Raw genomic sequence first — 20,399 nt, 5'->3', positions numbered from 1 at the left:
GTGTCACGTCCGGCCCGGCCGTCTCGTTCCGTGGTCATGCAACGGACAACCACCCGCGTACTGCTCGTCTTCTTCGGCCTGGTCGAGGCCGTGGTCGGAACTTGGCCACTGGTCTCGCCGACCGGCTTCTACCAGGACTTTCCCGGATTCCGCACCGGCTGGGTCTCGATGGACGGGCCCTTCAACGAGCACCTCCTGCGCGACTTCGGCGGCCTCAACCTGACGCTCGCCGCGCTGCTGGTCGGAGCCGCCGTGATCGCCACCACAGCCGTGGCGCGCCTCGCCGGCGTGGCCGCGCTGCTGTTCGGCTTGCCGCACTTCCGCTACCACCTCGGCCACGTGTCGCACTTCGAGCGGATCGACCAGGTGCTGATCATCGCTGCGACCGGGCTCGGGGTCGTGGTCCCGCTCCTGGTGCTCGCGATCCCGGGACGGCGGGTCAGTACACCGGCGACACCGTGATGCCGAGCGCGCCGGGGCCGAGGTGCGCGCCGATGACCGTGCTCGCTTCGACGACCATGCTCTCGGCCATCGCCGGCACCCGGCGTTCGATCTGCCTGCCGATCTCGAGCTCGTGGTCGCTGGCGCCGAACCGGGTCACGGCGATGTCGGCGCGGAAGCCGCCGGACTTCTTGACCGCGAGGTCGACCATCTTGGCCAGCGCCCGCCGCGTGCCGGGGACGCGGGCCAGCGGCGCGACCTCGCCGTCCTTGACCGTGAGCAGCGGCTTGATCGAAAACGCCGTGCCGAGCATGGCCTGCGCGGCGCCGATCCGCCCACCGCGGCGGAGGTACTCCAGCGTGTCGACGTAGATGAACTCGGTGCTGGTGAAGCAGCGGCGTTCGGCGGCTTCGATGACCCGCGCGGCGTCGGCGCCCGCCGCGGCCGCCCGGGCCGCGGACACCGCGGCGAACCCGAGGCTCATCCCGGTGGTGCGGCTGTCCAGGACGTGCACCGGGATGCGGACCTGCTGGGCGGCCTCCCGGGCCGCGCGGACGGTGTCGGACATGCGGCCGGAGATGTGGATGCTGACGATGGCGGTCGCGCCCGATGCGGCCGCTTCCTGGTAGGTCCAGAAGAACGCCCCCGGGTCCGGGGGCGAAGTGGTCAGTACCTGCCCGGCTCTCAGCGCGTCGATCACCTCGCCGCGGTCGAAGCGGTTCTCGTCGTCGAAGTGACCACCCAGGTTCAGCTGGATCTGGACGACTCCGATGGCCCAGCGGGAGGCGACGAGGTCGGGCAGGCAGGAGCTCGAGTCGGTGATGACGGCGATGCGCGCGGGCATGGTGGGGGAGGTTAATGCCTGACACCCACTGCGAGTAGGCCGTGGTTGGTCCGATCGGACGAACGGCAGTTCAGGTGGGGTAACCGGTCGACTACCGGGACGATGGTCCCATTAAATTGCGCATCCAGGTGAAAGGCGTCACCTCGGCGGGTGCTGGGCGCCGATCGGCCCTAATCTACCGGCCAGTAGAGCACTGTCCCGTGGTCTTCCGCGGGCCACGAACCGGGAGGTCGAAGCAGACCCATGACCAACATCGTCGTCCTGGTCAAGCAGGTACCGGACACCTACTCGGAGCGGAAGCTCAACGGGTCCGACCACACCCTTGACCGCGAATCCGCCGACGCCGTGCTCGACGAGATCAACGAGAAGGCCGTCGAAGAGGCGCTGAAGATCAAGGAAGCCGGCGAGGGCGAGGTCACCGTGATCTCGGTGGGCCCGGACCGCGCGACCGACGCCATCCGCAAGGCGCTGTCCATGGGCGCCGACAAGGCCATCCACGTCTCCGACGAGGCGCTGCACGGCTCCGACGCGATCGCCACCGCCAAGGTGCTCGCCGCCGCGATCTCGAAGGTCGAAGGCTTCGACCTGATCATCGCCGGCAACGAGTCCTCCGACGGCCGCGGCGGCGCCGTCCCCGCGATCCTCGCCGAGCTGCTCGGCCTGCCGCAGGTCACCTACGCCCGCGAGGTCACGGTCGAAGGTTCGACCATCAAGGCCGTCCGCGAGACCGAGGACGGTCTCACCCGCCTCGAGGCGAACCTGCCCGCCGTGGTGAGCGTCGGCGAGAAGATCAACGAGCCGCGCTACCCGTCCTTCAAGGGCATCATGGCCGCGAAGAAGAAGCCGGTCGAGACGTTCACCATCGCCGACCTGGGCGTCGACGCGGGCGAGGTCGGCCTCGGCAACGCGTGGTCCACCGTGACCGAATCCGCGCCGAAGCCGCCGCGCACCGCCGGCGAGAAGGTCGAAGACGAGGGCGACGGCGGCACCAAGGTCGCCGAGTACCTGGTCGGCCAGAAGCTCATCTGACAACGGCTCTTCGAGGAGGAACAAGAACATGGCTGAAGTACTCGTCCTCGTCGACCACGTCGACGGTGAGGTCAAGAAGGTCACGCTCGAGCTGCTGACCGCCGCCCGCGCGCTCGGTGAGCCGTCGGCCGTCGTCGTCGGCCCGACCGGGACCGCCGCCAAGGCGAAGCAGTCGCTGGCGTCGCACGGCGCCGCCAAGGTGTATGTCGCGGAAGGCGACGACGCCGCGAACTACCTGGTCACGCCCAAGGTGGACGTGCTCGCCGCGCTCGCGCAGTCCGCGTCCCCGGCCGCCGTGCTCGTCACCGCCAGCGGTGAGGGCAAGGAGGTCGCCGCCCGCCTGGCCGTGCGCCTGGGTTCCGGCCTGATCTACGACGCCGTGGGCGTCAACGGCGACGGCGTCATCGACCAGTCCATCTTCGGTGGCGCGTTCTCGGTGAAGTCGAAGTCCGCGAAGGGCGCGCCGGTCGTGTCCATCCGCCCGGGTGCGGTCGAGGCCGAGCCGGCCGAGGGCGCGGCGGCCGAGGAGACCGTCGAGATCCCCGCCGTCGATGCGGCGAAGGCCACCAAGATCACCGGCGTCGAGCCGGTGACCGGCGGTGACCGTCCGGAGCTGACCGAGGCCTCGATCGTGGTCTCCGGTGGCCGCGGTGTCGGCTCGGCGGAGAAGTTCGACGTCGTCGAGAAGCTGGCCGACTCGCTCGGCGCGGCCGTCGGCGCGTCGCGTGCCGCCGTCGACTCCGGCTACTACCCGGCGCAGTTCCAGGTGGGCCAGACCGGCAAGACCGTGTCGCCGCAGCTGTACATCGCCCTCGGCATCTCCGGCGCGATCCAGCACCGCGCCGGCATGCAGACGTCGAAGACGATCATCGCCGTCAACAAGGACCCGGAGGCGCCGATCTTCGAGATCGCCGACTTCGGCATCGTCGGCGACCTGTTCAACGTCGCGCCGCAGCTGACCGAAGCGGTCGAGAAGCGCAAGGGCTGATCGCTTGCTCCGAAGGGCCTTCCGGGATCACCCGGAAGGCCCTTCGCGCGTTTCCGGGACCTGAGAGAAGCCTGAGAACCCGCCATTAACTGAACGTGCACTAATCGGTCATCGGATGGCACTCTCCGCGGCTTCCAACGCGCGGGTACACCTTGACCATGACGACGTCACAGCTCCTCGTCAGCACTGATCAGGCGGGTGCCGACCTCCCCGCGGACGCTCCCCGGTACTCCCTTCTCGTCGCCCACGCGAACGAAGAAGTGGTCGCCGCGCAGAAACTGCGGCACCGGGTTTTCGCCGAGGAGATGGGCGCGCGGCTGCACTCTCCGGTCGCCGGCCTCGACGTCGACGAGTTCGACGAGTTCTGCGACCACCTCGTCGTCCGCGACGACAACACGGGCGAAATCGTCGGCACCTACCGGATGCTGCCGCCGGAACGCGCTGCCCAGGCTGGGAAGCTCTACGCCGACAGCGAGTTCGACCTGAGCGCCCTCGACGCGCTTCGGCCGTCCCTGGTCGAAACCGGGCGGTCGTGCGTGCACCCGGACCACCGCAGCGGCGCCGTCGTCAGCCTGGTCTGGGCCGGGATCGCCCGGTACATGCTGCTGTCCGGCCACCGGTACCTCGCCGGCTGCGCGTCCGTCCCACTGGTGGACGGCGGTTCCTTCGCCGCCGGCGTCTGGGACGTCCTGCGCGCCAAGCACTACTCGGACGAGGCGACGCGCGTCTCGCCGCTGATCCCGTGGGACGCGTCGGGGATCGACCGCCCCGACCGCTCGATCCTGCCGCCGCTGATCAAGGGCTACGTCCGGCTCGGCGCCAAGGCCTACGGCCCGCCCGCGCTCGACGCCGACTTCGGCGTCGCGGACTTCTTCGTCGTGCTGGACCTGCACAACGTCGACGAGCGGTACCTGAAGTTCTTCCTCGGGGTCCAGGTATGAGCCACGCCTACATGCCGACGTCGCCGTGCGGCGACGGCTGCCTGACCGAAGGCGACCCCGTGGTCGCTTTCCCGCGACGCGTCCTGCGCGTCACGGCGGCGGTCCTGGTCGTTTTTTCGGCCATGCTGACGGCGCCCCTGCTGCTGGTCTCCTGGGGCCGCGAGTACCGGCTCCGGCTGGTCTTCCGCAGCATGCTGCGGGCGTTCGGCGTCCGCCTCGACATCCGGGGCGGCGGCGACTTCCTGACCGCGCCCGCCGGCCGTGGCGCGCTGGTGGTCAACAACCACATCTCGTGGCTGGACATCATCGCGATCAACGCCCTGCGGCCGATGCGCGCGCTGGCCAAGAAGGAGATCGCGGGCTGGCCGGTGCTGGGCGGACTCGTCCGCCGCGGCGGCAGCATCTTCCTCGACCGCGAACGGCTGACCACGCTGCCGGCCACGATGGCGTCCCTGGCCGACGCGCTCCGGACCGGCTCGCTGGTGAGCGTGACCCCGGAAGGCACGACGTGGTGCGGGCTGGCGTCCGGCCGCTTTACGACCGCGACGTTCCAGGCGGCCATCGACGGCGGCGTCCCGGTCCGCCCGATCGCGCTGCGGTACCGCCTGGCCGACGGCCGCGAGACGAGCCGTCCCGCGTTCATCGGCCCAGAATCGCTGATCGCTTCCCTGCGCCGGGTCGCGGCGTTGCGCGGGCTGGTGCTCGAGGTCCACATCTGCCCGGAGATCGCCCCGGGCCGCGCGGAGAACCGTCGTGAACTGGCGGCGCTCGCCGAGGCGGCCGTGCATTCGGCACTGGGGACGGTCAAGATCCCGGCCCAGCAGCGGCGCCGGATCGCTGCTCAGCGGGTCTCCCTGGCTTCGCCTCCCGCGAAGTGATCCGGGCCCTGTCGCCGCGATCCGGCGACAGGCCCGGGTTGGTTCGCCGTTTCGCACGGGCCTGTCGTCGTAATCCGGCGACAGGCCCTTTCGCGTTCAGCCGATCGCGAGCGTGAGCTTGCCGCCCGGGTGGCCGTCCTCGCTCTCGACCTGCGCGGCCGCCGCGTCCTCGAGCGGGTAGCTCTTGCCCTGCGCGATCCGGAGCCCGCGGTCGGTCACCCAGCCGGCGATCCCGGTCAGGACCTCGCGCGACTGTTCGCCCCCGCTCGAGAACGGGATCCCCAGCTCGAAGGCGGCTCCGTCGGCGATGGTGACGATCCGGTCCTTCGTGCCCCGCAGCTCGATCGACCCCGGCAGCACCCCGTGGCCGGCGGCGTCGAACACGGCGTCCACCGGCCCGGGCGCGGCCTCGCGGACCCGCTCCACCCAGCCGTCGCCGTAGCGCACCGGCACGATCCCCAGCGACTTGAGGTCGTCGAGATTGCGGCTGCCGGCGGTGCCGATGACGGTGGCGCCCCGCGCGATGGCCACCTGCGCGGCGAAGCGCCCGACCGTGCCGCTGGCGCCGAGCACCAGCAGCGTCTCGCCTTCGCGGACCTCGAGCAGACCGAGTACGCGAAGGGCGGTCTCGCCGGCGACCGGAAGCGCGGCCGCGTCCGCCCATGAAATGCCGGCGGGCTTGGGTGCGAGCGTCTTCGCCAGCGCGTACTCGGCGTAGGCGCCGGTCTCGGACCAGCCGAACACCTCGTCACCGACGGCGAAGTCCGCGCCCTCGCCGACGGCGTCGACGACACCGGCCACTTCGAGACCGGGAATGTGCGGGAGGTCGACCTCGAAGTTCTGCCGCATGAAGCCGTTGCGGATCTTCCAGTCGATCGGGTTGATCCCGGCGGCCCGGACGGCCAGCCGTACCTGCCCCGGGCCGGGTTCCGGCACCGGGACCTCGGACAGCTGCAGGACGTCCGGCCCGCCGTAGGTGGAGAAGGTGATCGCTCGCATGGTTGTCTGCGCTCCTCGCTTTCGTGACTCTCGAATGTCCTCCCCAACGAGTCAACTCGCGTGGTATTCCGGCCGAACCACCCGGACGAGCAGTGTTCACCAGCCGGACGAGCAGGCCGCCGCACCGCGCCCGCGCCTACCTTGGACGGCATGGATGCTTCGTGGTCGGATCCGCGACACGTGCTGGACGTCGTCGAACGGCTCCTGTCGGCGCCGCGGCCGCACCTGCTCGGCCGGTTTTCCGACGAGCTGGGCAAGCTGATCCCGCACCACGCGGCCGCCATGCAGACCGGGGACTGCCCGCGCAGCCCGCTGAAGGTCGTCGGCGACCAGGCGATCGCTCAGGCCGTGACGAGCGTCGAGCTGCAACGGCTGGTCGACCGCAGCGAGCCCGGCAAGGCCCTGGTGGTCGACGGCGTGCTGGGCGGCGTCGAACGCCGTCTCGTCCTCTTTTCGTCGATGCCGGCCGTCGGCAAGGGCGCCGTGCTGGCCGTGGTACCGGCGGAGGGCGAACTGCCGACGCCCGAACTGGAGCTGGCCGCACAGCTGTGGCACATCCTCAGCACCGACGCGGGCCAGCGCGCGGCCGACCCGGGCCCGGACGTCCTGGCGAGCAATCTCGCTGCGGCCACCGCCCGGGCCCACGCGATCACGGACCTCGGCCAGACCCACGCGGCGACCCTGACGACCCTCTTGGCGGTGCTGCGCTCGTCACGTCTCTCCGACGTCGTCGCCCGCCGCACCGCGGCCGACCTGGCCCGCGACGCGCTGCTCGAACTGAAGGGTGTCGTCGACCGCGACCAAGCCCTCTCCGAGCAACGGGCGGCCGCGGCCTTCGCCCTGCTCACGACCCAGCTCGCCGAGCTGGTCCAGCACACCGAGGTCGACGTGGACCTGGTCGAACCGGTCGGTGACGCATCCCTTCCGCAGGACATCGCCCACACGGCGCGGACGATGACCCGCGGCCTGGTGCTCGCGGCTTTGGACCGCCCGGCGACCACGCGGCTGCGGGCGTCCTGGCGGCTGGACGGCGCGGTACTGCGCATCACGGTCCGCGACGACAGCCCCGAAGTCGCCGACGCCATCCCGGCCCGCGGCCTGACCGACCGGCTCACGGCCCTCGGCGGCCACTGGGAGGTCGACGCGGTGCCCGGCTGGGGGACGACGGTCACCGCGGTCCTCCCGCTCGGCGTCGCCGAGCCGCCGGAGCTGCGTCCCCTCGACCGGCTCAACCCGCGTGAGGTCGAAGTCCTGACGGGGATCTCGCAGGGCCTGCGCAACCGGCAGATCGCCGAACAACTGCAGCTCAGCGAGCACACGGTGAAGTTCCACGTCCGCAACATCCTGGACAAGCTGGACGTGAGCTCCCGTGGCGAGGCCGCCGCCCTGGCCCGCGACCTGCGTCTGGAATCGGTGACGCGTCGCACGGCCTGAACCGGCTTGACCTCCAGCGGGCTGGAGGTTGCACGCTGCTGATCATGGCCTCGACGCTCGACTCCGCACCCCGTCGCCGCAGCGTGCTGTGGACCGCGGAACACCGCCTGACCACGATCGCGCTGCTGCTGGTGGTCACGTTGGTCGCGTTCGAGAACATGGGCGTCGCGACGGCGATGCCGACGCTGGTCGCCGACCTGCACGGCCAGTCGCTGTACTCGTGGCCGTTCACGATCTTCCTGATCTCGAGCGTCGTCGCGACGGTGCTGTCAGGCCGAATCGGCGACCGTCGCGGCCCGGCGCCTGCGTTGCTCGCGGGACCGGTGTTGTTCGCGGCCGGCCTGGTCGTCGCGGGGACGGCGACCGGGATGCCGACGTTCCTCTTCGGCCGCGCGTTGCAGGGCTTCGGGTCGGGGCTGCTGCTGGTGTCGGTTTCGCTGCTGATCGCGTTGACGTTCACCGACCAGGAACGCCCGGTGATCTACGCGGCGAACGCGGCCGCCTGGGTCCTGCCGGCGGTGGTCGGCCCCTCCGTGGCCGGCGTGGTGACGGTCAGCATCGGCTGGCGCTGGGTGTTCCTGGGCCTGGTCCCGCTGGTGGTCGCCGGCGTGGCGATGCTGGTCGTGGTCGTCCGCCGCCTCCCGGCCCACCTGCCCTCTGTCGGCGGCCGACGCGCGGGCGTGGTCCAGGCGGTCATCGCGGCCCTCGGTGTCGCGGCGTTGACGTGGGCGGCCCAGCACCAATCGCTACTGGCCCTCGTCTACGGCACGGCCGGTCTCGCGGCCTTGGGCTACGCCCTCCGGACGCTGCTCCCGACCGGGACGCTGTCCTCCCGCCCCGGCCTGCCGACGGTGGTCGCGTCCCGCGCCCTGATCGCCGGCGCGTACGCCGGAATGGAGGCGTACCTGCCGCTGACGATGACCGCGGTGCACGGCTACAGCCCGGCCCTCGCGGGACTGCCGCTGACCATCACGGCGCTGGGCTGGTCCGCGGCATCGGCGGCGCAAGGGCGGTACCTGAACTGGTCCCGGGAGGCATCGCTGCGCACGGGGTTCTGGCTGGTCGCGGCGGGTCTGGTCGGCTTCGGCCTGGTCTCGCAACCCTGGTTCCCCGCCTGGCCGGCGTTCGTGGCCTGCGCGGTCGGGGGCGCCGGCATGGGGATCGCGATGCCCGCTATCTCCGTCCTCCTGCTCCGGTACTCACCCGAGGGCGAGCGCGGTTTCACCACCTCGGCCGTGCAGCTGGCCGACTGGGTGGGGTCGGCGCTGCTCATCGGCCTGGGTGGCGTCCTGCTCAGCGTGGCCGGGTCGGTTCTGGATCCATCGCCGGCGATGGCCCTGCTCACGGTGGCCCTGGTGGCCCTGGCGCTGCTGGGGGTCCGGCTGACCGGACGCTGGCCGTCGAAGGTGTGACAGCCCACTTCGAGGGCCAGGGTGGGCTTCGTCACGCGGTGGAGCGGACTACCCTGAAGAGGCGATGACCTATCTCGACCACGCGGCGACCACTCCGATGTTGCCCGAAGCCGTAGCGGCGATGACCGAGGCGCTGTCCAACGTGGGCAACGCCTCCGCGCTGCACTCTTCGGGCCGTCGTGCCCGGCGGATGGTCGAGGAAGCCCGCGAAACCATCGCCGACGCCCTGGGCGCCCGCCCCTCCGAGGTGATCTTCACCGGTGGCGGCACCGAGAGCGACAACCTCGCGCTCAAGGGCATCTACTGGGCCCGACACGACGAGCACGAGCGGCGTCGTCGCATCCTCTGCGGAGCCGCTGAGCACCACGCCGTGCTGGACACAGTCGAATGGCTCGAATCTCATTGCGGCGCCGAGATCACGCTGCTGGAAGTCGACAGCCAGGGCCGCGTCTCACCGGAGGTCCTCCGCGCCGCCATCGCCGCGGATCCCGACACCGTCGCGCTGGTGACGGTGATGTGGGCCAACAACGAGGTCGGCACGATCAACCCGGTCGCCGAGCTGGGAGCGGTGTGCGCGGAGTTCGACATCCCGCTCCACACCGACGCCGTTCAGGCCGTCGGTGCCGTACCGGTCGACTTCGCGGCCAGCGGCGCCGCCGCACTCACGTTGACCGGGCACAAGCTCGGTGGTCCGTTCGGCGTGGGTGCGCTCCTGCTCGGCCGCGACGTGACCTGCGTGCCGTTGCTGCACGGCGGCGGCCAGGAGCGCAGCGTCCGCTCCGGCACTCTCGACGTTCCGGCGATCGTCGGTTTCGCGGCCGCGGTCCGAGCCAGCGTCGCGACCCGAGCCGAATACGCGAAGCGCGTCGAAGAGCTCCGGGACGGACTCATCGAAGTCGTCCAAACCGAGGTTCCCGACGCGATTCTCAACGGCGGCGACGGCGACCGGCTGCCGGGCCACGCTCACTTCACGTTCCCCGGTTGCGCCGGCGACAGCCTCCTGATGCTGCTCGACGCCAAGGGCATCGAATGCTCAACGGGCTCCGCGTGCACGGCAGGCGTCGCCCAGCCGAGCCACGTGCTGCTCGCCATGGGCGCCGATCCAGCGGCGGCCCGGGGCTCTCTCCGGTTTTCCCTTGGCCACACATCCACTGCCGCGGACGTCGAGGCCGTTGCCGCCGAGATCGGCGGCGTTGTCACGCGCGCACGTCAGGCCGGCCTGGCCGGAATGCGCAAGCAGACCCAGAAGCAAGAGGTGTAAGTCAATGCGGGTTTTGGCCGCCATGAGCGGAGGAGTGGACTCAGCGGTCGCCGCCGCGCGCGCGGTCGACGCCGGGCACGACGTCGTCGGCGTGCACCTGGCGCTGTCGGCCAAGCCGGGTACCTTGCGAACCGGCTCGCGTGGCTGCTGCACGATCGAAGACTCGCACGACGCCCGGCGGGCCGCCGACATCCTCGGAATTCCCTTCTACATCTGGGATTTCGCGGAGCGCTTCACCGAAGAGGTCGTTGAGACTTTCGTCGGCGAGTACGCCGCTGGACGCACGCCGAATCCGTGTGTCACCTGTAACGAGAAGATCAAGTTCGAAGCTCTCCTCGAGAAGGCGATGGCACTCGGCTTCGACGCGGTCGCGACAGGCCACTACGCGCGCCTGTCCGTAGTGGACGGCGTGCCGGAATTGCGTCGTAGTGCGGACAGCGGCAAGGACCAGTCCTACGTGCTCGCCTCCCTCACGGCGGAGCAGCTCAGCCACGCCATGTTCCCGTTGGGTGGTTCCTGGAAGACCGAGGTCCGGGCGGAAGCTGAGCGACGCGGTCTGTCCGTCGCCAACAAGCCTGACAGCCACGACATCTGCTTCATCCCGGACGGCGACACCAAGAAGTTCTTGGAAGACCGCCTCGGGCAGCGTCCTGGCGAGCTCGTCGACGCCGAGACCGGTGCCGTTCTCGGCCGGCACACGGGCGTGCACGGATTCACTGTCGGACAGCGCAAGGGCCTCGGGATCGAAGCTCCCGCATCCGACGGTCGTCCCCGGTACGTCCTCTCCCTCGAGCCGGTTTCCGGCTCCGTCAAGGTCGGTTCCGCCGCCGGGCTCGGGGTCAAGGTGATCGAGGCCGACCGCGCCATCTGGCCCAGCGGTGAACCGCTGACCGAACCGACCGAGTGCGTGGTGCAGGTCAGGGCCCACGGAGGCATCGTCGACGCGGTCGCCGACGTGGACTCCGACGCGATGACGTTGCACCTGCGCGAACCCCTGCGCGGGGTAGCCCCGGGCCAGGTTGTCGTGCTCTACCGGCCGGATGCCGAAGGCGGGGATGTCGTCCTGGGCAGCGCGAAGATCTCCGGCACGCGCTGATCGTCGGCTATTCCCGTGGCTTCTTGCGGCTCCGGTTACCTCGCCGTCGGCCGGAGTGAATCGACGGTGGCTCGGTCGAGTGCACGCGGCCCGCTGGTGTCGCGACGTTCACCGTGCCGCCCGACGTGACTTCGTAGTCCCAACCGGGCTGGCTTTTCAGCTTGCGGTGCCGCGTGCAGTAGGTGACCGGCTGGTCCGCGGCTTCTTTGACCTCGCCGTGCGCCCGAGTCGGTTCCACCCCGCAGTTCTGCGCGGGACGTGTGCATCCGGGCTGCCGGCACTCGCGGTCCCGCACCCGGATGAACTCGTCGTGCGCCGGGTCCAGGGGATATCGCGTTGGTGACAGCTCGATCACCTGGCCGGTGCGCGGGTCGGTAAGGACCCGACGGATCGTCGTGTCGGACCCGCTGAGGATGCGGCGGGCCGTCGACGCCGCGATGGGTCCGCGGCCCGCCAGTGCCGCAGGCAAGTCGTTCATGCCGAGGTAGGTCAACAGATCGACGTGCAGGAACACCTCGGCGCGGTTGTTCGGGCCGCCCGTTCCGCTGAGTAGCAGGTCCGTGGCCACGTCCGCGCGGAGCTGGTCCAGCGTTCGAGACTCCTCGGGCGTCTTCAACGCTCGCGCGGCCCGATCGATGCGAGTGAACGCTGCGGTCGCCTTCTCGGTGGGCACGTTGTTGATGGACAGACTGGTTACGCCGGCGTCCTGGTGGTGCAGGGCCAGCCGTCGTTCGACAAGGCTCCGATCAGTGCGTTGCGCCGCGCCTTCGGGATCCACCTTGGCGGCCGCATAGGCTGCGGCACGGCGGACCTGGGTGGCATTGCGTCCCAGTACGCGGCCTTCGAGCGTCGCATCGACGAGGCGCGCGTGGTCTCGGGACAGCCACGCCGTCGCGTCCGCGACTTTCATGGCGCGGTACAGGTCGAGCCGGCCGTCGTCCATGAGGTTGAGCATCCGGGGGAGCCGGGCGATCAGTGCGTTCGCCGCCGAAACCATGGCACCGGCGCGATGTTCCGTGATCGACAGCGCCAAAGCCACTTCCGAAGCGGCGCTGGGCGCCCGTCTCCGGCGCACACTGAGGTTCGCGATCGCTCGTAGCTGAAGAGCCTGCAGCTTGGAGATCTCGGCGTCGGTGTGGCGGATCAGGTCGACGACCTGCTCGTCTTTCATGCGTTGCAACGTCTCCGGGTCGGTGCGGACCGTCCTCGGCACGAACGGGAGCTTGTCGTGCGAGTTCCGGGGGCCGGTCGCAGGAGCGAGTTTGCGGAGCGGTTGTGAAGGTGTCATGAGCGCGACCGTACGGGGACACGCAAGAAATGTCACCGAAGTTCGGAGGAATGGGTGGCTGAAGGTAGCGAATGGCCCTTTCGCGCCCTTCGCGGCTTGACTTGCTCGGATTGTTTCGGAATGGTTCGCGTGCGTGGGCGTGAGCGTCGCCGATCACCGGAGGGGGCTTGATTGGACTATGTCCGATATGGACAGACGGGAAATTCTTTTACAGCAACGTTTTCGGTAAATCAGAGCTTGAGTTTGAAGCCGGTGTGGCTCGGAACGAAACCGAGGCGCTCGTAGAACCGGTGTGCATCGGTCCTCGCGACGTCCGAGGTGAGCTGGACCAGGGCGCATCCGCGTTGCCGAGACTCGGCGATCGCCCAGCGCACAAGATCTGCGCCGAGCCCGGCCCCTCGGTGGCCGGCGTGAATCCTGACAGCCTCGACTTGTCCGCGAAGCGCGCCGCGCCTGGCGAGACCCGGAATGATCGTCAGCTGCAGCGTGCCGACCGGTTCGTCTTCGGACGTGACGACGACGAGGAGCTGATTCGGGTCGCCGTCGATGCCCTCGAAAGCCTGCAGGTAGGGCTCGAGGTCGTCGGGATCGTCCCGGGTGGCGCCGAGCTGGTCGTCCGCGAGCATGCGCACGATCGCGCCGATGTCTTCACGTCGTGCCCTGCGGATGCTGTAGTCGGTCACGGTGCCAGTATCACAGGACGCGGGTGAATCCTTCATAACTGTGCTCGAACCCGAAGCGCGCGTAGAAGTCTCGCAAGTCGGCGCGCGCGAGCCCGGAATCGAGGTGGACACGGCTGCAGCCTCGGCGTCGGGCTTCGTCGATACCCCAGGTCAGAAGGGCGCTGGTCACTCCTCGTCGGGCGGCGCGGACGCCTTCGAGCAGGCCGCGGGTAGCTCCTTCCCACATGAGCCCACGCAGCACCGTCAGTTGCGCGGTGCCGACGACGCCGTTGTCGTCTTCGGCTACCACCAGCGTGACGTGCGATGTGGTCATGAGTTGGCGAAGCGCGGTTGCCAGCGGCTCGCCCGGTGCACCGAACAAGCGGCTCAGCGCCTCGATGTCCGAAGCCCTGGCGCGTCTGATGACATCCATTTCACCCAGTATGCAGGAAGCTGGTCCCAGGACGTAGTCGCCATGACTCGACTACCCGCGGTGCTCAGGTCGCCGTGTAGTGGCGAACGCCTTCGACGACCTGAGTGGCCAGCTTGCCCTGGGACGCCAGGAGATCAAGATGCGCCGCCGTCTCGAGAACGGCGAGCATCTGGTTGAACGAGTCCATTTCGGATAGTTTGCGGTTGCGCCGTGTCCAGCCGATCCGATGTGCGGCCTCGTATGCCGTGCTGGCGCCGGCCGCGATTTGGGAGCCGATCGTCTCGAGGCGTTGCCGATGGTGGTCCAACAGTTCGTCGACCCGCGTGTGCACACTTTCGGACACCGGGCCGTGCGCGGGAAGCATGCGTCGGTCCGGCATCGCTCGCACCAGGCGCAACGAGTCGATGAAGTCGTTGAGCGGCAACTCGGCCGGCACGGGCTGGAAGCCGATCGAGGGCGTGATGTGCGGCAGCACGTGGTCGCCCGAAAACAGCAGATCGGCGGTGTCGTCGACGAACACGACATGGCCGGCCGTGTGGCCGGGAGTAGCGACGACGTCGAACTCGCGGCCGGGCAGGATCGGACGCGGCCCCGGCGTCAGCCACTCGTCGGGCGCTTCCCAGAGATCGGCCTCGGTGTGCCGGCGGTTCGTGCCGAAGTCGCGGGCCAGGGCTTTGACGACTTCGTCGGCACCGGCCTGGACCAGCAGGTCGACCTGAGCCTCCATCGGCAGCCGGTCGGGGTTGCCGGAAGCCTTGAGCGAGGGTTCTTCGTCCTGTCCGAGGGCGATCTTGGAGCCGAATTCGCGACGAAGGACGACCGCCTGCGAATAGTGGTCACGGTGGACGTGGGTCACGAGGAACTCGCTGACGTCGGCGAGCTCCGCGCCGATCCCGCCGAGTGCGTCCGAAAGCTGTTGCCGCGCGACGGTCAACGCCCAGCCGGAGTCCACCAGGACGAGCTTCTCGCCGTCGGTGACCGCGTAGACGTTGACCGCGCGCAGAGCATCGTTGGGCAGGGGCAACGGGATTCGGTAGACGCCGGTCGAGACCTCGTAGATTCCGGGCTCGGTCCAGTTCCTGTCGCTGCTTTCCGGCAACGGTTCCACGGTGACCTCCGTCCCGGCGAGACTGCGGCGTCCCGGCCTTCATTCACCCTGAGCCGTGCCGGGCTCGCTGTCCACCTGGAGGAGCTGAGACGCCGGTCACTCGCTCAGTCGGTGTCCTGCTTCAGGGCGGTGTCGATCGTGAGGGCCGCGGCGACCACCATGCTGGCGAGCGGATCCGGAAGGGGGTGGGGGATCTCGACGACGTAGTTGTCCGCGGTCGTGAAGGCGGCTTTGAGGAACCCACCCCACGTCTTGGTCACCCGGGCGACTTCGGTGCCGGCGTGGTCGCGGATCGAAAAGTTCCAGGCGCGCCAGTTCTCGGCGAAGATCCCGCCGACCGAGCGGCCGTCGACGACGAAGCCGAAGCGGATCTTCCCGAAGACGTTTTCCTGGACGATCTCGCCGATCGGGCTCTCGTCGGCTCGCGTGACGAGGAACCGTGACTTGAAGACCTTGGCGGGACGGGTCACCTTGAGCACGGTGCTGTGGTTGGCGTCCCGGACCTCGAACTTGTGGGTCAGGAACTGGTCGTAGTTCGTCAGCAGCCGGATCGCCTTCTTCAGCGTGCTCTGGCCGACCTCGACCACTCCGCCGAGCCGGTTGCCGTTCTGGTCGAACACGCCGAACTCGTTGGCCATCTCGATCAGCTTGGCGCGCTGGTTGACCACCAGGACCGGCTCGGTGAACAGCGTCCCGCCGCCCGCGCGTGCAGCGCCTCGGCCGCGCGTCGCGCGGTTGACCTGGTTCTGGATCCGGGCCGGGTCGTGGGCCCGCTCGATGTCCAGCTCGATCGGCTCGGAGTCGCTCGGGGGCGGTGTCTGGTAGGCCGGTCGGGTGTTGGCCGTCCAGGCCTGGCCGTCCCACCAACGGTGCAGGCGGGGGTCCCGCGCGTCGGGGTACCAACCCGGTTGCGGTGGCGAACTCGTCATGGCCGGTGAGCCTATCCGCGCGGACCGCGCCGCGGTGCCGGTAAAGACAAATGCGGCGTATGTCTGCCTCGGGACGGCCCGGCGCGGCAGCCCGGTCGGCGCCGCCGGCGGGTGGTCGACCAGAATCGGGTGTCGTGAGTGAGCGAGTTTGGCCCAGCGGTGCCGCGACGGCGATCGGCTCGATGCCGGGCACCGACCCCGCCGAAGCGGCGGCGATCGTGTTCGGCGAGCTGCCGGACTTCCCGCACCTGCCGGAGCTGCCCGCGCGTGGCGTCGGCGCGGACATGCTCGGCCGGACCGCGGCGCTGCTGGTCGACCTGGCCGTCGACGTCGTGCCGAGCGGCTACCGCGTGGTGGCACGGCCGGGACACGAGCACCGCCGGGCCGTCGACCTGCTTCGCTGGGACCTCGACGCCGTGCAGGAGGCGCGGGAGAAGGCCGGAGCCACCCCGCCGGTCTTCAAGGTCCAGCTGGCCGGCCCGTGGACGCTCGGCGCCGGGATCGAGCTGCCCCGCGGCCACCGGGTGCTCACCGACCAGGGTGCCCTGCGTGACTTCACGTCGTCACTGCTGGACGGCCTCGCCGGCCACGTCGCCGAGGTCCGCGCCAGGACCGGCGCGCCCGTGGTCGTCCAGCTCGACGAGCCGTCGCTGCCCGCCGTGCTGGCCGGTGGCCTTTCGACCCCGTCCGGCTACGGGACTGTTCCCGCGGTGCCGGAGCCCGAGGCGCGTGACCTGCTTTCGACGATGATCGAGGGCGCCAAGGCGATCACCGGCCGGCCGGTGATCCTGCACTGCTGCGCCGCGAAACCGCCGCTCGGCCTGCTGCGCGAAGCCGGCGCGGACGCCCTCGCCTTCGACCTCGCGGCGCTCGACGGCGCGTCCGCCGCGTTCCTCGACGAGATCGGCGAAGTCTGGGACGGCGGGGCGACCCTCTTCCTCGGCGCGGTCCCGTCGACAGCGCCCGCGTCACCGCCGTCCCTGAAGGACGTCGGCGAGCCGGCGTTCCGGCTGGCGGACCGGCTCGGCTTCAACCGCAGCGTCCTCGCCGAACGCGCCGTCCCGACCCCCGCGTGCGGCCTCGCCGGCGCGACACCGGAATGGATGCGTCGCGCCCTCTCGCTGACGCGTGACCTCGGCAAGGCCTTCGTCGAGCCGCCGGAAGGCTGGTGACGGAATCCGGCAACTCGCCGACGTCCGCCTCGCCGGGCAAGTAGCGTGGCGGCGTAGCCGATCGAACGAGGACCACTCCTGACCATGCGCCTGTTCCGCCGCAAGAACGCCGCCGCCGACCCGCCCGACCCGCGCACCGCGTGGCCCGAGCAGCCCGTGCCGGACGACCCGGCGGCCGCGGCGGAGACGTTCTGGCAGGGTTGGTACGACTTCCTGCCGATGGTCAGCGCGGCGCTCGGTGAGGGTGAGCCGCACCGCGTCGAGCACGAGCTCTGCCAGCTGGTCGAGGCACTGCACCCGCGGCTGCACTTCTCGCTCGAACGTGGTCGCCGATCGATCTACGCCCTGGTCGTGACCGGTCAGGAGGACCCGGAGCTGCGGCCGTTCACCGACGCGTGGCGCGCCGCCGCCCCGCCGGACGACGCGATCTGGGAGTACCACGACTCGGTCCCGCCCGTGCCGGATCCGACGGAGGTCACCGTCAACCTCGGCGAGCACCGGATCTCACTGGCCGACGTCCGCGTCGTCGCGCAGGTCGACGAGGACGAGCACGTCGTCGACGTCGCCGTCTTCCACCCGGGTTTCGCCGACCTCGACGACGCCGCGCGGCAGACCATGACGTTCCTGCCGCTGGACGCGACATTGGGTGAACGGCTCGCCGCCGAACGACTACGGCGCGTCGAGACCGCGGCGGCCGAGCCGGCCGGTGCGATCACCCTTCTGGAGTTCCGTGAACTGGTCCGCGGGCTGGGCGGCGGCGGACACGAAAATGTCGGTACCCCCGACTAGGGTTACCACCCGTGAGCAGCACCGAACTCCCCCAGGACCCGGCCGCCGCCCCGGTGGCCGAGGACGTCACCGACGTCCCGGCCGACGTGCGCGAGCGGCACGGCGCCCTCGCCGAGGAACTGCGCGACCACCAGTTCCGCTACTACGTCCTGGACTCGCCGATCATCTCCGACGGGCAGTTCGACGAGCTCCTGGGCGAGCTGCAGCGGATCGAGGACGAATATCCGGGTCTGGTCACGCCGGAGTCGCCGAGCCAGCGCGTCGGTGGCACGTTCTCGACCGAATTCACCGCTTACGACCACCTCGAGCGCATGCTCAGCCTGGACAACGTCTTCGACAAGGACGAGTTCCTCGCCTGGTGCGAGCGCGTCGAGAAGGAGGTCGGGCGCACCGAGTTCCTGGCCGAGCTGAAGATCGACGGCCTGGCGATCAACCTCTTGTACGAAAACGGCCATCTGACGCGCGCGCTCACCCGGGGTGACGGCCGTACGGGCGAAGACGTCACGCTGAACATGCGCACGCTCGAGCAGGTGCCCGAGACGCTCACCGGCACCGATCAGTTCCCGGTGCCGGCGCTGGTCGAGGTGCGCGGCGAGGTCTACTTCCGCGTCGAGGACTTCCTCGAACTGAACGCGAAGATGGTCGAAGCCGGTAAGCCGCCGTACGCGAACCCGCGGAACACGGCAGCCGGTTCATTGCGGCAGAAAGACCCGAAGATCACTCGCGAACGTCGGCTGCGGCTGATTTGCCACGGCCTGGGCAAGCGCGACGGTTTCGAGCCGCAGCGCCAGTCGGAGGCGTACGACGCGCTGGCCGCGTGGGGCCTGCCGGTGTCACCGCACAGCAAGGTCCTGACTACGGCCGAGGAACTCACCGAGCACATCGCCTACTGGGGCGAGCACCGGCACGACGCCGAGCACGAGATCGACGGTGTCGTCATCAAGGTCGACCGGGTGGCGCTGCAGCGGCGGCTGGGCACGACATCGCGGGCGCCGCGGTGGGCGATCGCGTACAAGTACCCGCCGGAAGAGGCCATCACGACGCTGCTGGACATCCAGGTCAACGTCGGGCGGACCGGACGGGTGACCCCGTTCGCGGTCACCGAGCCGGTCAAGGTCGCGGGGTCGACCGTCGCGCGGGCCACCCTCCACAACCAGGAGGAGGTCAAGCGCAAGGGCGTGCTGATCGGCGACCGGATCGTCATCCGCAAGGCCGGCGACGTCATCCCCGAGGTCCTCGGGCCGGTGGTCGACGCGCGAACCGGTGACGAGCGCGAATTCGTCATGCCGACGCATTGCCCTGCCTGCGGCACCGAGCTCGCCTACCAGAAGGAGGGCGACAAGGACATCCGCTGTCCGAACAGCCGCTTCTGCCCGGCGCAGCTGAGGGAGCGGCTCTTCAGCCTGGCCGGGCGCGGCGCGTTCGACATCGAGGTGCTCGGGTACGAGGCCGCGGTCGCGCTGCTCGACGCGCGCGTGGTCGCCGACGAGGGTGACATCTTCGACCTCGACGAAGACAGCCTCGCCGAGGTCGAGCTGTTCCGGACCAAGGCCGGGGAGTTGTCGGCGAACGCGCGAAAGCTGCTCGCGAACCTCGACGTCGCCAAAGATCGACCACTGTGGAAGGTGCTGGTCGCTTTGTCGATCCGGCACGTCGGGCCGACCGCGGCGCAGGCGCTCGCCCGCGAGTTCGGCTCGATCGAACGCATCGAGCAGGCCACCGAGGAAGAGCTCGCGGACGTCGACGGCGTCGGCCCGACCATCGCGCGGGCGACGCAAGAGTGGTTCGAGGTCGGCTGGCACCGGGAGATCGTCGAAAAGTGGCGGCGCGCCGGCGTGCGGATGGAGGAGGAGCGCGACGACTCGATCCCGCGCAACCTCGAAGGCCTGTCGATCGTGGTGACGGGGTCGCTCGACGGCTTCTCCCGCGACGAGGCCAAGGAAGTCATCATGGCGCGCGGCGGCAAGGCGGCCGGGTCGGTCTCGAAGAAGACCGCCTTCGTCGTCGTCGGGGATTCGCCTGGTTCGAAATACGACAAGGCCGTGCAGCTGAAAGTGCCGGTGCTGGACGAAGCCGGGTTCCGCGTCCTGCTGGAGCAGGGGCCCGAGGCAGCGCAGGAGGTGGCGCTGCCGGCCGGCGACGAGACTGCCGAAGACGAGTCTGGGGAGACGGATGGGTGATGTCGAGATCCGGCCACCGCGGCCCGAGGAGTACGCCGCGGCGGGCGAGGTCACGGTGCAGGCCTACGACGTCGACGGGCACCTGGCCGGTGACGTCGGGTACGACGCGGAGCTGCGGGACATCGCGCGCCGGGTCGAGCTGGCCGAGGTGCTCGTCGCCGTCGATGCGGCGGGGGAGGTGCTCGGCACGGTGACCGTCGTACGGCCAGGGTCGCCCTACGCCGAGATCTCGCGTCCCGGCGAGCTGGAGTTTCGGATGCTCGCCGTGGCGCCAGCTGCGCGGGGGAGGGGCATCGGCGAGGCGCTCACCCGGGCCGTGCTCGACCGCGCGCGAGCACTGGGCATCCGCAAGGTCGTGCTCAGCAGCCTCGACGGGATGCGCAGCGCCCACCGGCTCTACGACCGTCTCGGGTTCGCGCGCCTGGCCGAACGGGACTGGCGGCCGTACCCGCACATCAGTCTGATCGCCTACCAAATCGACGTCTGACCTGGGCGTTGCCGGAAGTCGGCAACGC

20 protein-coding genes are annotated in these 20,399 nt (G+C 70.0%); 13 read left to right on the top strand and 7 right to left on the bottom strand.

Features of this window, described 5'->3' with window-relative positions; translation table 11 throughout:
- The first annotated feature begins 36 nt into the window (after positions 1-36).
- Positions 37-462 (top strand): hypothetical protein, encoded by a 426-nt coding sequence (locus ACWEVP_RS13315; RefSeq protein WP_452062793.1) that lies wholly within the window; start codon positions 37-39, stop codon positions 460-462.
- Here the strand turns inward: ACWEVP_RS13315 and ACWEVP_RS13310 are convergent.
- A complete protein-coding gene (locus tag ACWEVP_RS13310; protein ID WP_452062792.1) occupies positions 440-1,285 on the bottom strand; it encodes a DegV family protein in 846 nt (281 codons plus the stop codon). The genes ACWEVP_RS13315 and ACWEVP_RS13310 overlap by 23 nt on opposite strands.
- A 243-nt stretch (positions 1,286-1,528) precedes the next feature.
- Here ACWEVP_RS13310 and ACWEVP_RS13305 point away from each other — a divergent pair, with 243 nt between their 5' ends.
- From ACWEVP_RS13305 to ACWEVP_RS13290, 4 genes are all read left to right on the top strand, one after another.
- On the top strand, positions 1,529-2,314 hold the full coding sequence (locus ACWEVP_RS13305; protein WP_452062791.1) for an electron transfer flavoprotein subunit beta/FixA family protein: 786 nt from the start codon (positions 1,529-1,531) through the stop codon (positions 2,312-2,314).
- A 28-nt stretch (positions 2,315-2,342) separates the two neighbouring features.
- Positions 2,343-3,302 (top strand): electron transfer flavoprotein subunit alpha/FixB family protein, encoded by a 960-nt coding sequence (locus tag ACWEVP_RS13300; protein WP_452062790.1) that lies wholly within the window; start codon positions 2,343-2,345, stop codon positions 3,300-3,302.
- A 158-nt stretch (positions 3,303-3,460) separates the two neighbouring features.
- A complete protein-coding gene (locus tag ACWEVP_RS13295; protein WP_452062789.1) occupies positions 3,461-4,243 on the top strand; it encodes a GNAT family N-acetyltransferase in 783 nt (260 codons plus the stop codon).
- Positions 4,240-5,121 (top strand): lysophospholipid acyltransferase family protein, encoded by an 882-nt coding sequence (locus ACWEVP_RS13290; RefSeq protein ID WP_452062788.1) that lies wholly within the window; start codon positions 4,240-4,242, stop codon positions 5,119-5,121. The genes ACWEVP_RS13295 and ACWEVP_RS13290 overlap by 4 nt, the downstream gene beginning before the upstream one ends.
- A 96-nt stretch (positions 5,122-5,217) precedes the next feature.
- Here the strand turns inward: ACWEVP_RS13290 and ACWEVP_RS13285 are convergent, their stop codons facing one another.
- Positions 5,218-6,120 (bottom strand): NADP-dependent oxidoreductase, encoded by a 903-nt coding sequence (locus ACWEVP_RS13285; RefSeq protein ID WP_452062787.1) that lies wholly within the window; start codon positions 6,118-6,120, stop codon positions 5,218-5,220.
- Between the two features lie 150 nt (positions 6,121-6,270).
- Here ACWEVP_RS13285 and ACWEVP_RS13280 point away from each other — a divergent pair, with 150 nt between their 5' ends.
- The 4 genes from ACWEVP_RS13280 to mnmA all read left to right on the top strand — a co-directional run bounded on the left by ACWEVP_RS13280 (position 6,271) and on the right by mnmA (position 11,323).
- On the top strand, positions 6,271-7,554 hold the full coding sequence (locus tag ACWEVP_RS13280; RefSeq protein ID WP_452062786.1) for a helix-turn-helix transcriptional regulator: 1,284 nt from the start codon (positions 6,271-6,273) through the stop codon (positions 7,552-7,554).
- A 44-nt stretch (positions 7,555-7,598) separates the two neighbouring features.
- Positions 7,599-8,966: an MFS transporter gene (locus tag ACWEVP_RS13275; RefSeq protein ID WP_452062785.1), complete on the top strand. Its 1,368-nt coding sequence runs from the start codon at positions 7,599-7,601 to the stop codon at positions 8,964-8,966.
- Positions 8,967-9,030: 64 nt separating this feature from the next.
- Positions 9,031-10,227 (top strand): cysteine desulfurase family protein, encoded by a 1,197-nt coding sequence (locus ACWEVP_RS13270; protein ID WP_452062784.1) that lies wholly within the window; start codon positions 9,031-9,033, stop codon positions 10,225-10,227.
- A gap of 4 nt (positions 10,228-10,231) precedes the next feature.
- Positions 10,232-11,323, top strand: coding sequence for a tRNA 2-thiouridine(34) synthase MnmA (mnmA, locus tag ACWEVP_RS13265; protein ID WP_452062783.1), 1,092 nt, complete (start codon positions 10,232-10,234; stop codon positions 11,321-11,323).
- Between the two features lie 7 nt (positions 11,324-11,330).
- Here the strand turns inward: mnmA and ACWEVP_RS13260 are convergent, their stop codons facing one another.
- The 5 genes from ACWEVP_RS13260 to ACWEVP_RS13240 form a co-directional block, all read right to left on the bottom strand.
- A complete protein-coding gene (locus ACWEVP_RS13260; RefSeq protein WP_452062782.1) occupies positions 11,331-12,611 on the bottom strand; it encodes a DUF222 domain-containing protein in 1,281 nt (426 codons plus the stop codon).
- A gap of 230 nt (positions 12,612-12,841) precedes the next feature.
- A complete protein-coding gene (locus ACWEVP_RS13255; protein ID WP_452062781.1) occupies positions 12,842-13,294 on the bottom strand; it encodes an N-acetyltransferase family protein in 453 nt (150 codons plus the stop codon).
- A gap of 10 nt (positions 13,295-13,304) precedes the next feature.
- On the bottom strand, positions 13,305-13,706 hold the full coding sequence (locus ACWEVP_RS13250; protein WP_452062780.1) for a GNAT family N-acetyltransferase: 402 nt from the start codon (positions 13,704-13,706) through the stop codon (positions 13,305-13,307).
- Positions 13,707-13,770: 64 nt separating this feature from the next.
- Complete coding sequence (locus ACWEVP_RS13245) at positions 13,771-14,814, bottom strand: MBL fold metallo-hydrolase (RefSeq protein WP_452062779.1); 1,044 nt, start codon at positions 14,812-14,814, stop codon at positions 13,771-13,773.
- 104 nt (positions 14,815-14,918) lie between these two features.
- Positions 14,919-15,743: a phospholipid scramblase-related protein gene (locus ACWEVP_RS13240; protein WP_452062778.1), complete on the bottom strand. Its 825-nt coding sequence runs from the start codon at positions 15,741-15,743 to the stop codon at positions 14,919-14,921.
- 134 nt (positions 15,744-15,877) lie between these two features.
- On the opposite strand from ACWEVP_RS13240, the gene ACWEVP_RS13235 reads away from it, so the two are divergent.
- The 4 genes from ACWEVP_RS13235 (at position 15,878) to ACWEVP_RS13220 (ending at position 20,371) form a co-directional block, all read left to right on the top strand.
- Positions 15,878-16,915, top strand: coding sequence for a methionine synthase (locus ACWEVP_RS13235; RefSeq protein ID WP_452062777.1), 1,038 nt, complete (start codon positions 15,878-15,880; stop codon positions 16,913-16,915).
- Positions 16,916-16,999: 84 nt separating this feature from the next.
- Positions 17,000-17,704: a hypothetical protein gene (locus ACWEVP_RS13230; RefSeq protein WP_452062776.1), complete on the top strand. Its 705-nt coding sequence runs from the start codon at positions 17,000-17,002 to the stop codon at positions 17,702-17,704.
- An 11-nt stretch (positions 17,705-17,715) separates the two neighbouring features.
- On the top strand, positions 17,716-19,884 hold the full coding sequence (ligA, locus tag ACWEVP_RS13225; protein ID WP_452062775.1) for an NAD-dependent DNA ligase LigA: 2,169 nt from the start codon (positions 17,716-17,718) through the stop codon (positions 19,882-19,884).
- A complete protein-coding gene (locus ACWEVP_RS13220) occupies positions 19,877-20,371 on the top strand; it encodes a GNAT family N-acetyltransferase (protein ID WP_452062774.1) in 495 nt (164 codons plus the stop codon). The genes ligA and ACWEVP_RS13220 overlap by 8 nt, the downstream gene beginning before the upstream one ends.
- The last annotated feature ends 28 nt before the right edge of the window (positions 20,372-20,399 follow it).

It is taken from the genome of Amycolatopsis sp. NPDC003865 (assembly GCF_053605345.1).
The sequence above is the reverse complement of the archived record's forward strand: the minus strand, read 5'-3'. Positions and strand labels throughout refer to the sequence as shown.

Bases quoted from the DNA above. Each gene is read 5' to 3' on its own strand.
- ACWEVP_RS13315 (WP_452062793.1), top strand. From the start codon at position 37: ATGCAACGGACAACCACCCGCGTACTGCTCGTCTTCTTCGGCCTGGTC.
- ACWEVP_RS13310 (WP_452062792.1), bottom strand. From the start codon at position 1,285: ATGCCCGCGCGCATCGCCGTCATCACCGACTCGAGCTCCTGCCTGCCC.
- ACWEVP_RS13305 (WP_452062791.1), top strand. From the start codon at position 1,529: ATGACCAACATCGTCGTCCTGGTCAAGCAGGTACCGGACACCTACTCG.
- ACWEVP_RS13300 (WP_452062790.1), top strand. From the start codon at position 2,343: ATGGCTGAAGTACTCGTCCTCGTCGACCACGTCGACGGTGAGGTCAAG.
- ACWEVP_RS13295 (WP_452062789.1), top strand. From the start codon at position 3,461: ATGACGACGTCACAGCTCCTCGTCAGCACTGATCAGGCGGGTGCCGAC.
- ACWEVP_RS13290 (WP_452062788.1), top strand. From the start codon at position 4,240: ATGAGCCACGCCTACATGCCGACGTCGCCGTGCGGCGACGGCTGCCTG.
- ACWEVP_RS13285 (WP_452062787.1), bottom strand. From the start codon at position 6,120: ATGCGAGCGATCACCTTCTCCACCTACGGCGGGCCGGACGTCCTGCAG.
- ACWEVP_RS13280 (WP_452062786.1), top strand. From the start codon at position 6,271: ATGGATGCTTCGTGGTCGGATCCGCGACACGTGCTGGACGTCGTCGAA.
- ACWEVP_RS13275 (WP_452062785.1), top strand. From the start codon at position 7,599: ATGGCCTCGACGCTCGACTCCGCACCCCGTCGCCGCAGCGTGCTGTGG.
- ACWEVP_RS13270 (WP_452062784.1), top strand. From the start codon at position 9,031: ATGACCTATCTCGACCACGCGGCGACCACTCCGATGTTGCCCGAAGCC.
- mnmA (WP_452062783.1), top strand. From the start codon at position 10,232: ATGCGGGTTTTGGCCGCCATGAGCGGAGGAGTGGACTCAGCGGTCGCC.
- ACWEVP_RS13260 (WP_452062782.1), bottom strand. From the start codon at position 12,611: ATGACACCTTCACAACCGCTCCGCAAACTCGCTCCTGCGACCGGCCCC.
- ACWEVP_RS13250 (WP_452062780.1), bottom strand. From the start codon at position 13,706: ATGGATGTCATCAGACGCGCCAGGGCTTCGGACATCGAGGCGCTGAGC.
- ACWEVP_RS13240 (WP_452062778.1), bottom strand. From the start codon at position 15,743: ATGACGAGTTCGCCACCGCAACCGGGTTGGTACCCCGACGCGCGGGAC.
- ACWEVP_RS13230 (WP_452062776.1), top strand. From the start codon at position 17,000: ATGCGCCTGTTCCGCCGCAAGAACGCCGCCGCCGACCCGCCCGACCCG.
- ACWEVP_RS13220 (WP_452062774.1), top strand. From the start codon at position 19,877: ATGGGTGATGTCGAGATCCGGCCACCGCGGCCCGAGGAGTACGCCGCG.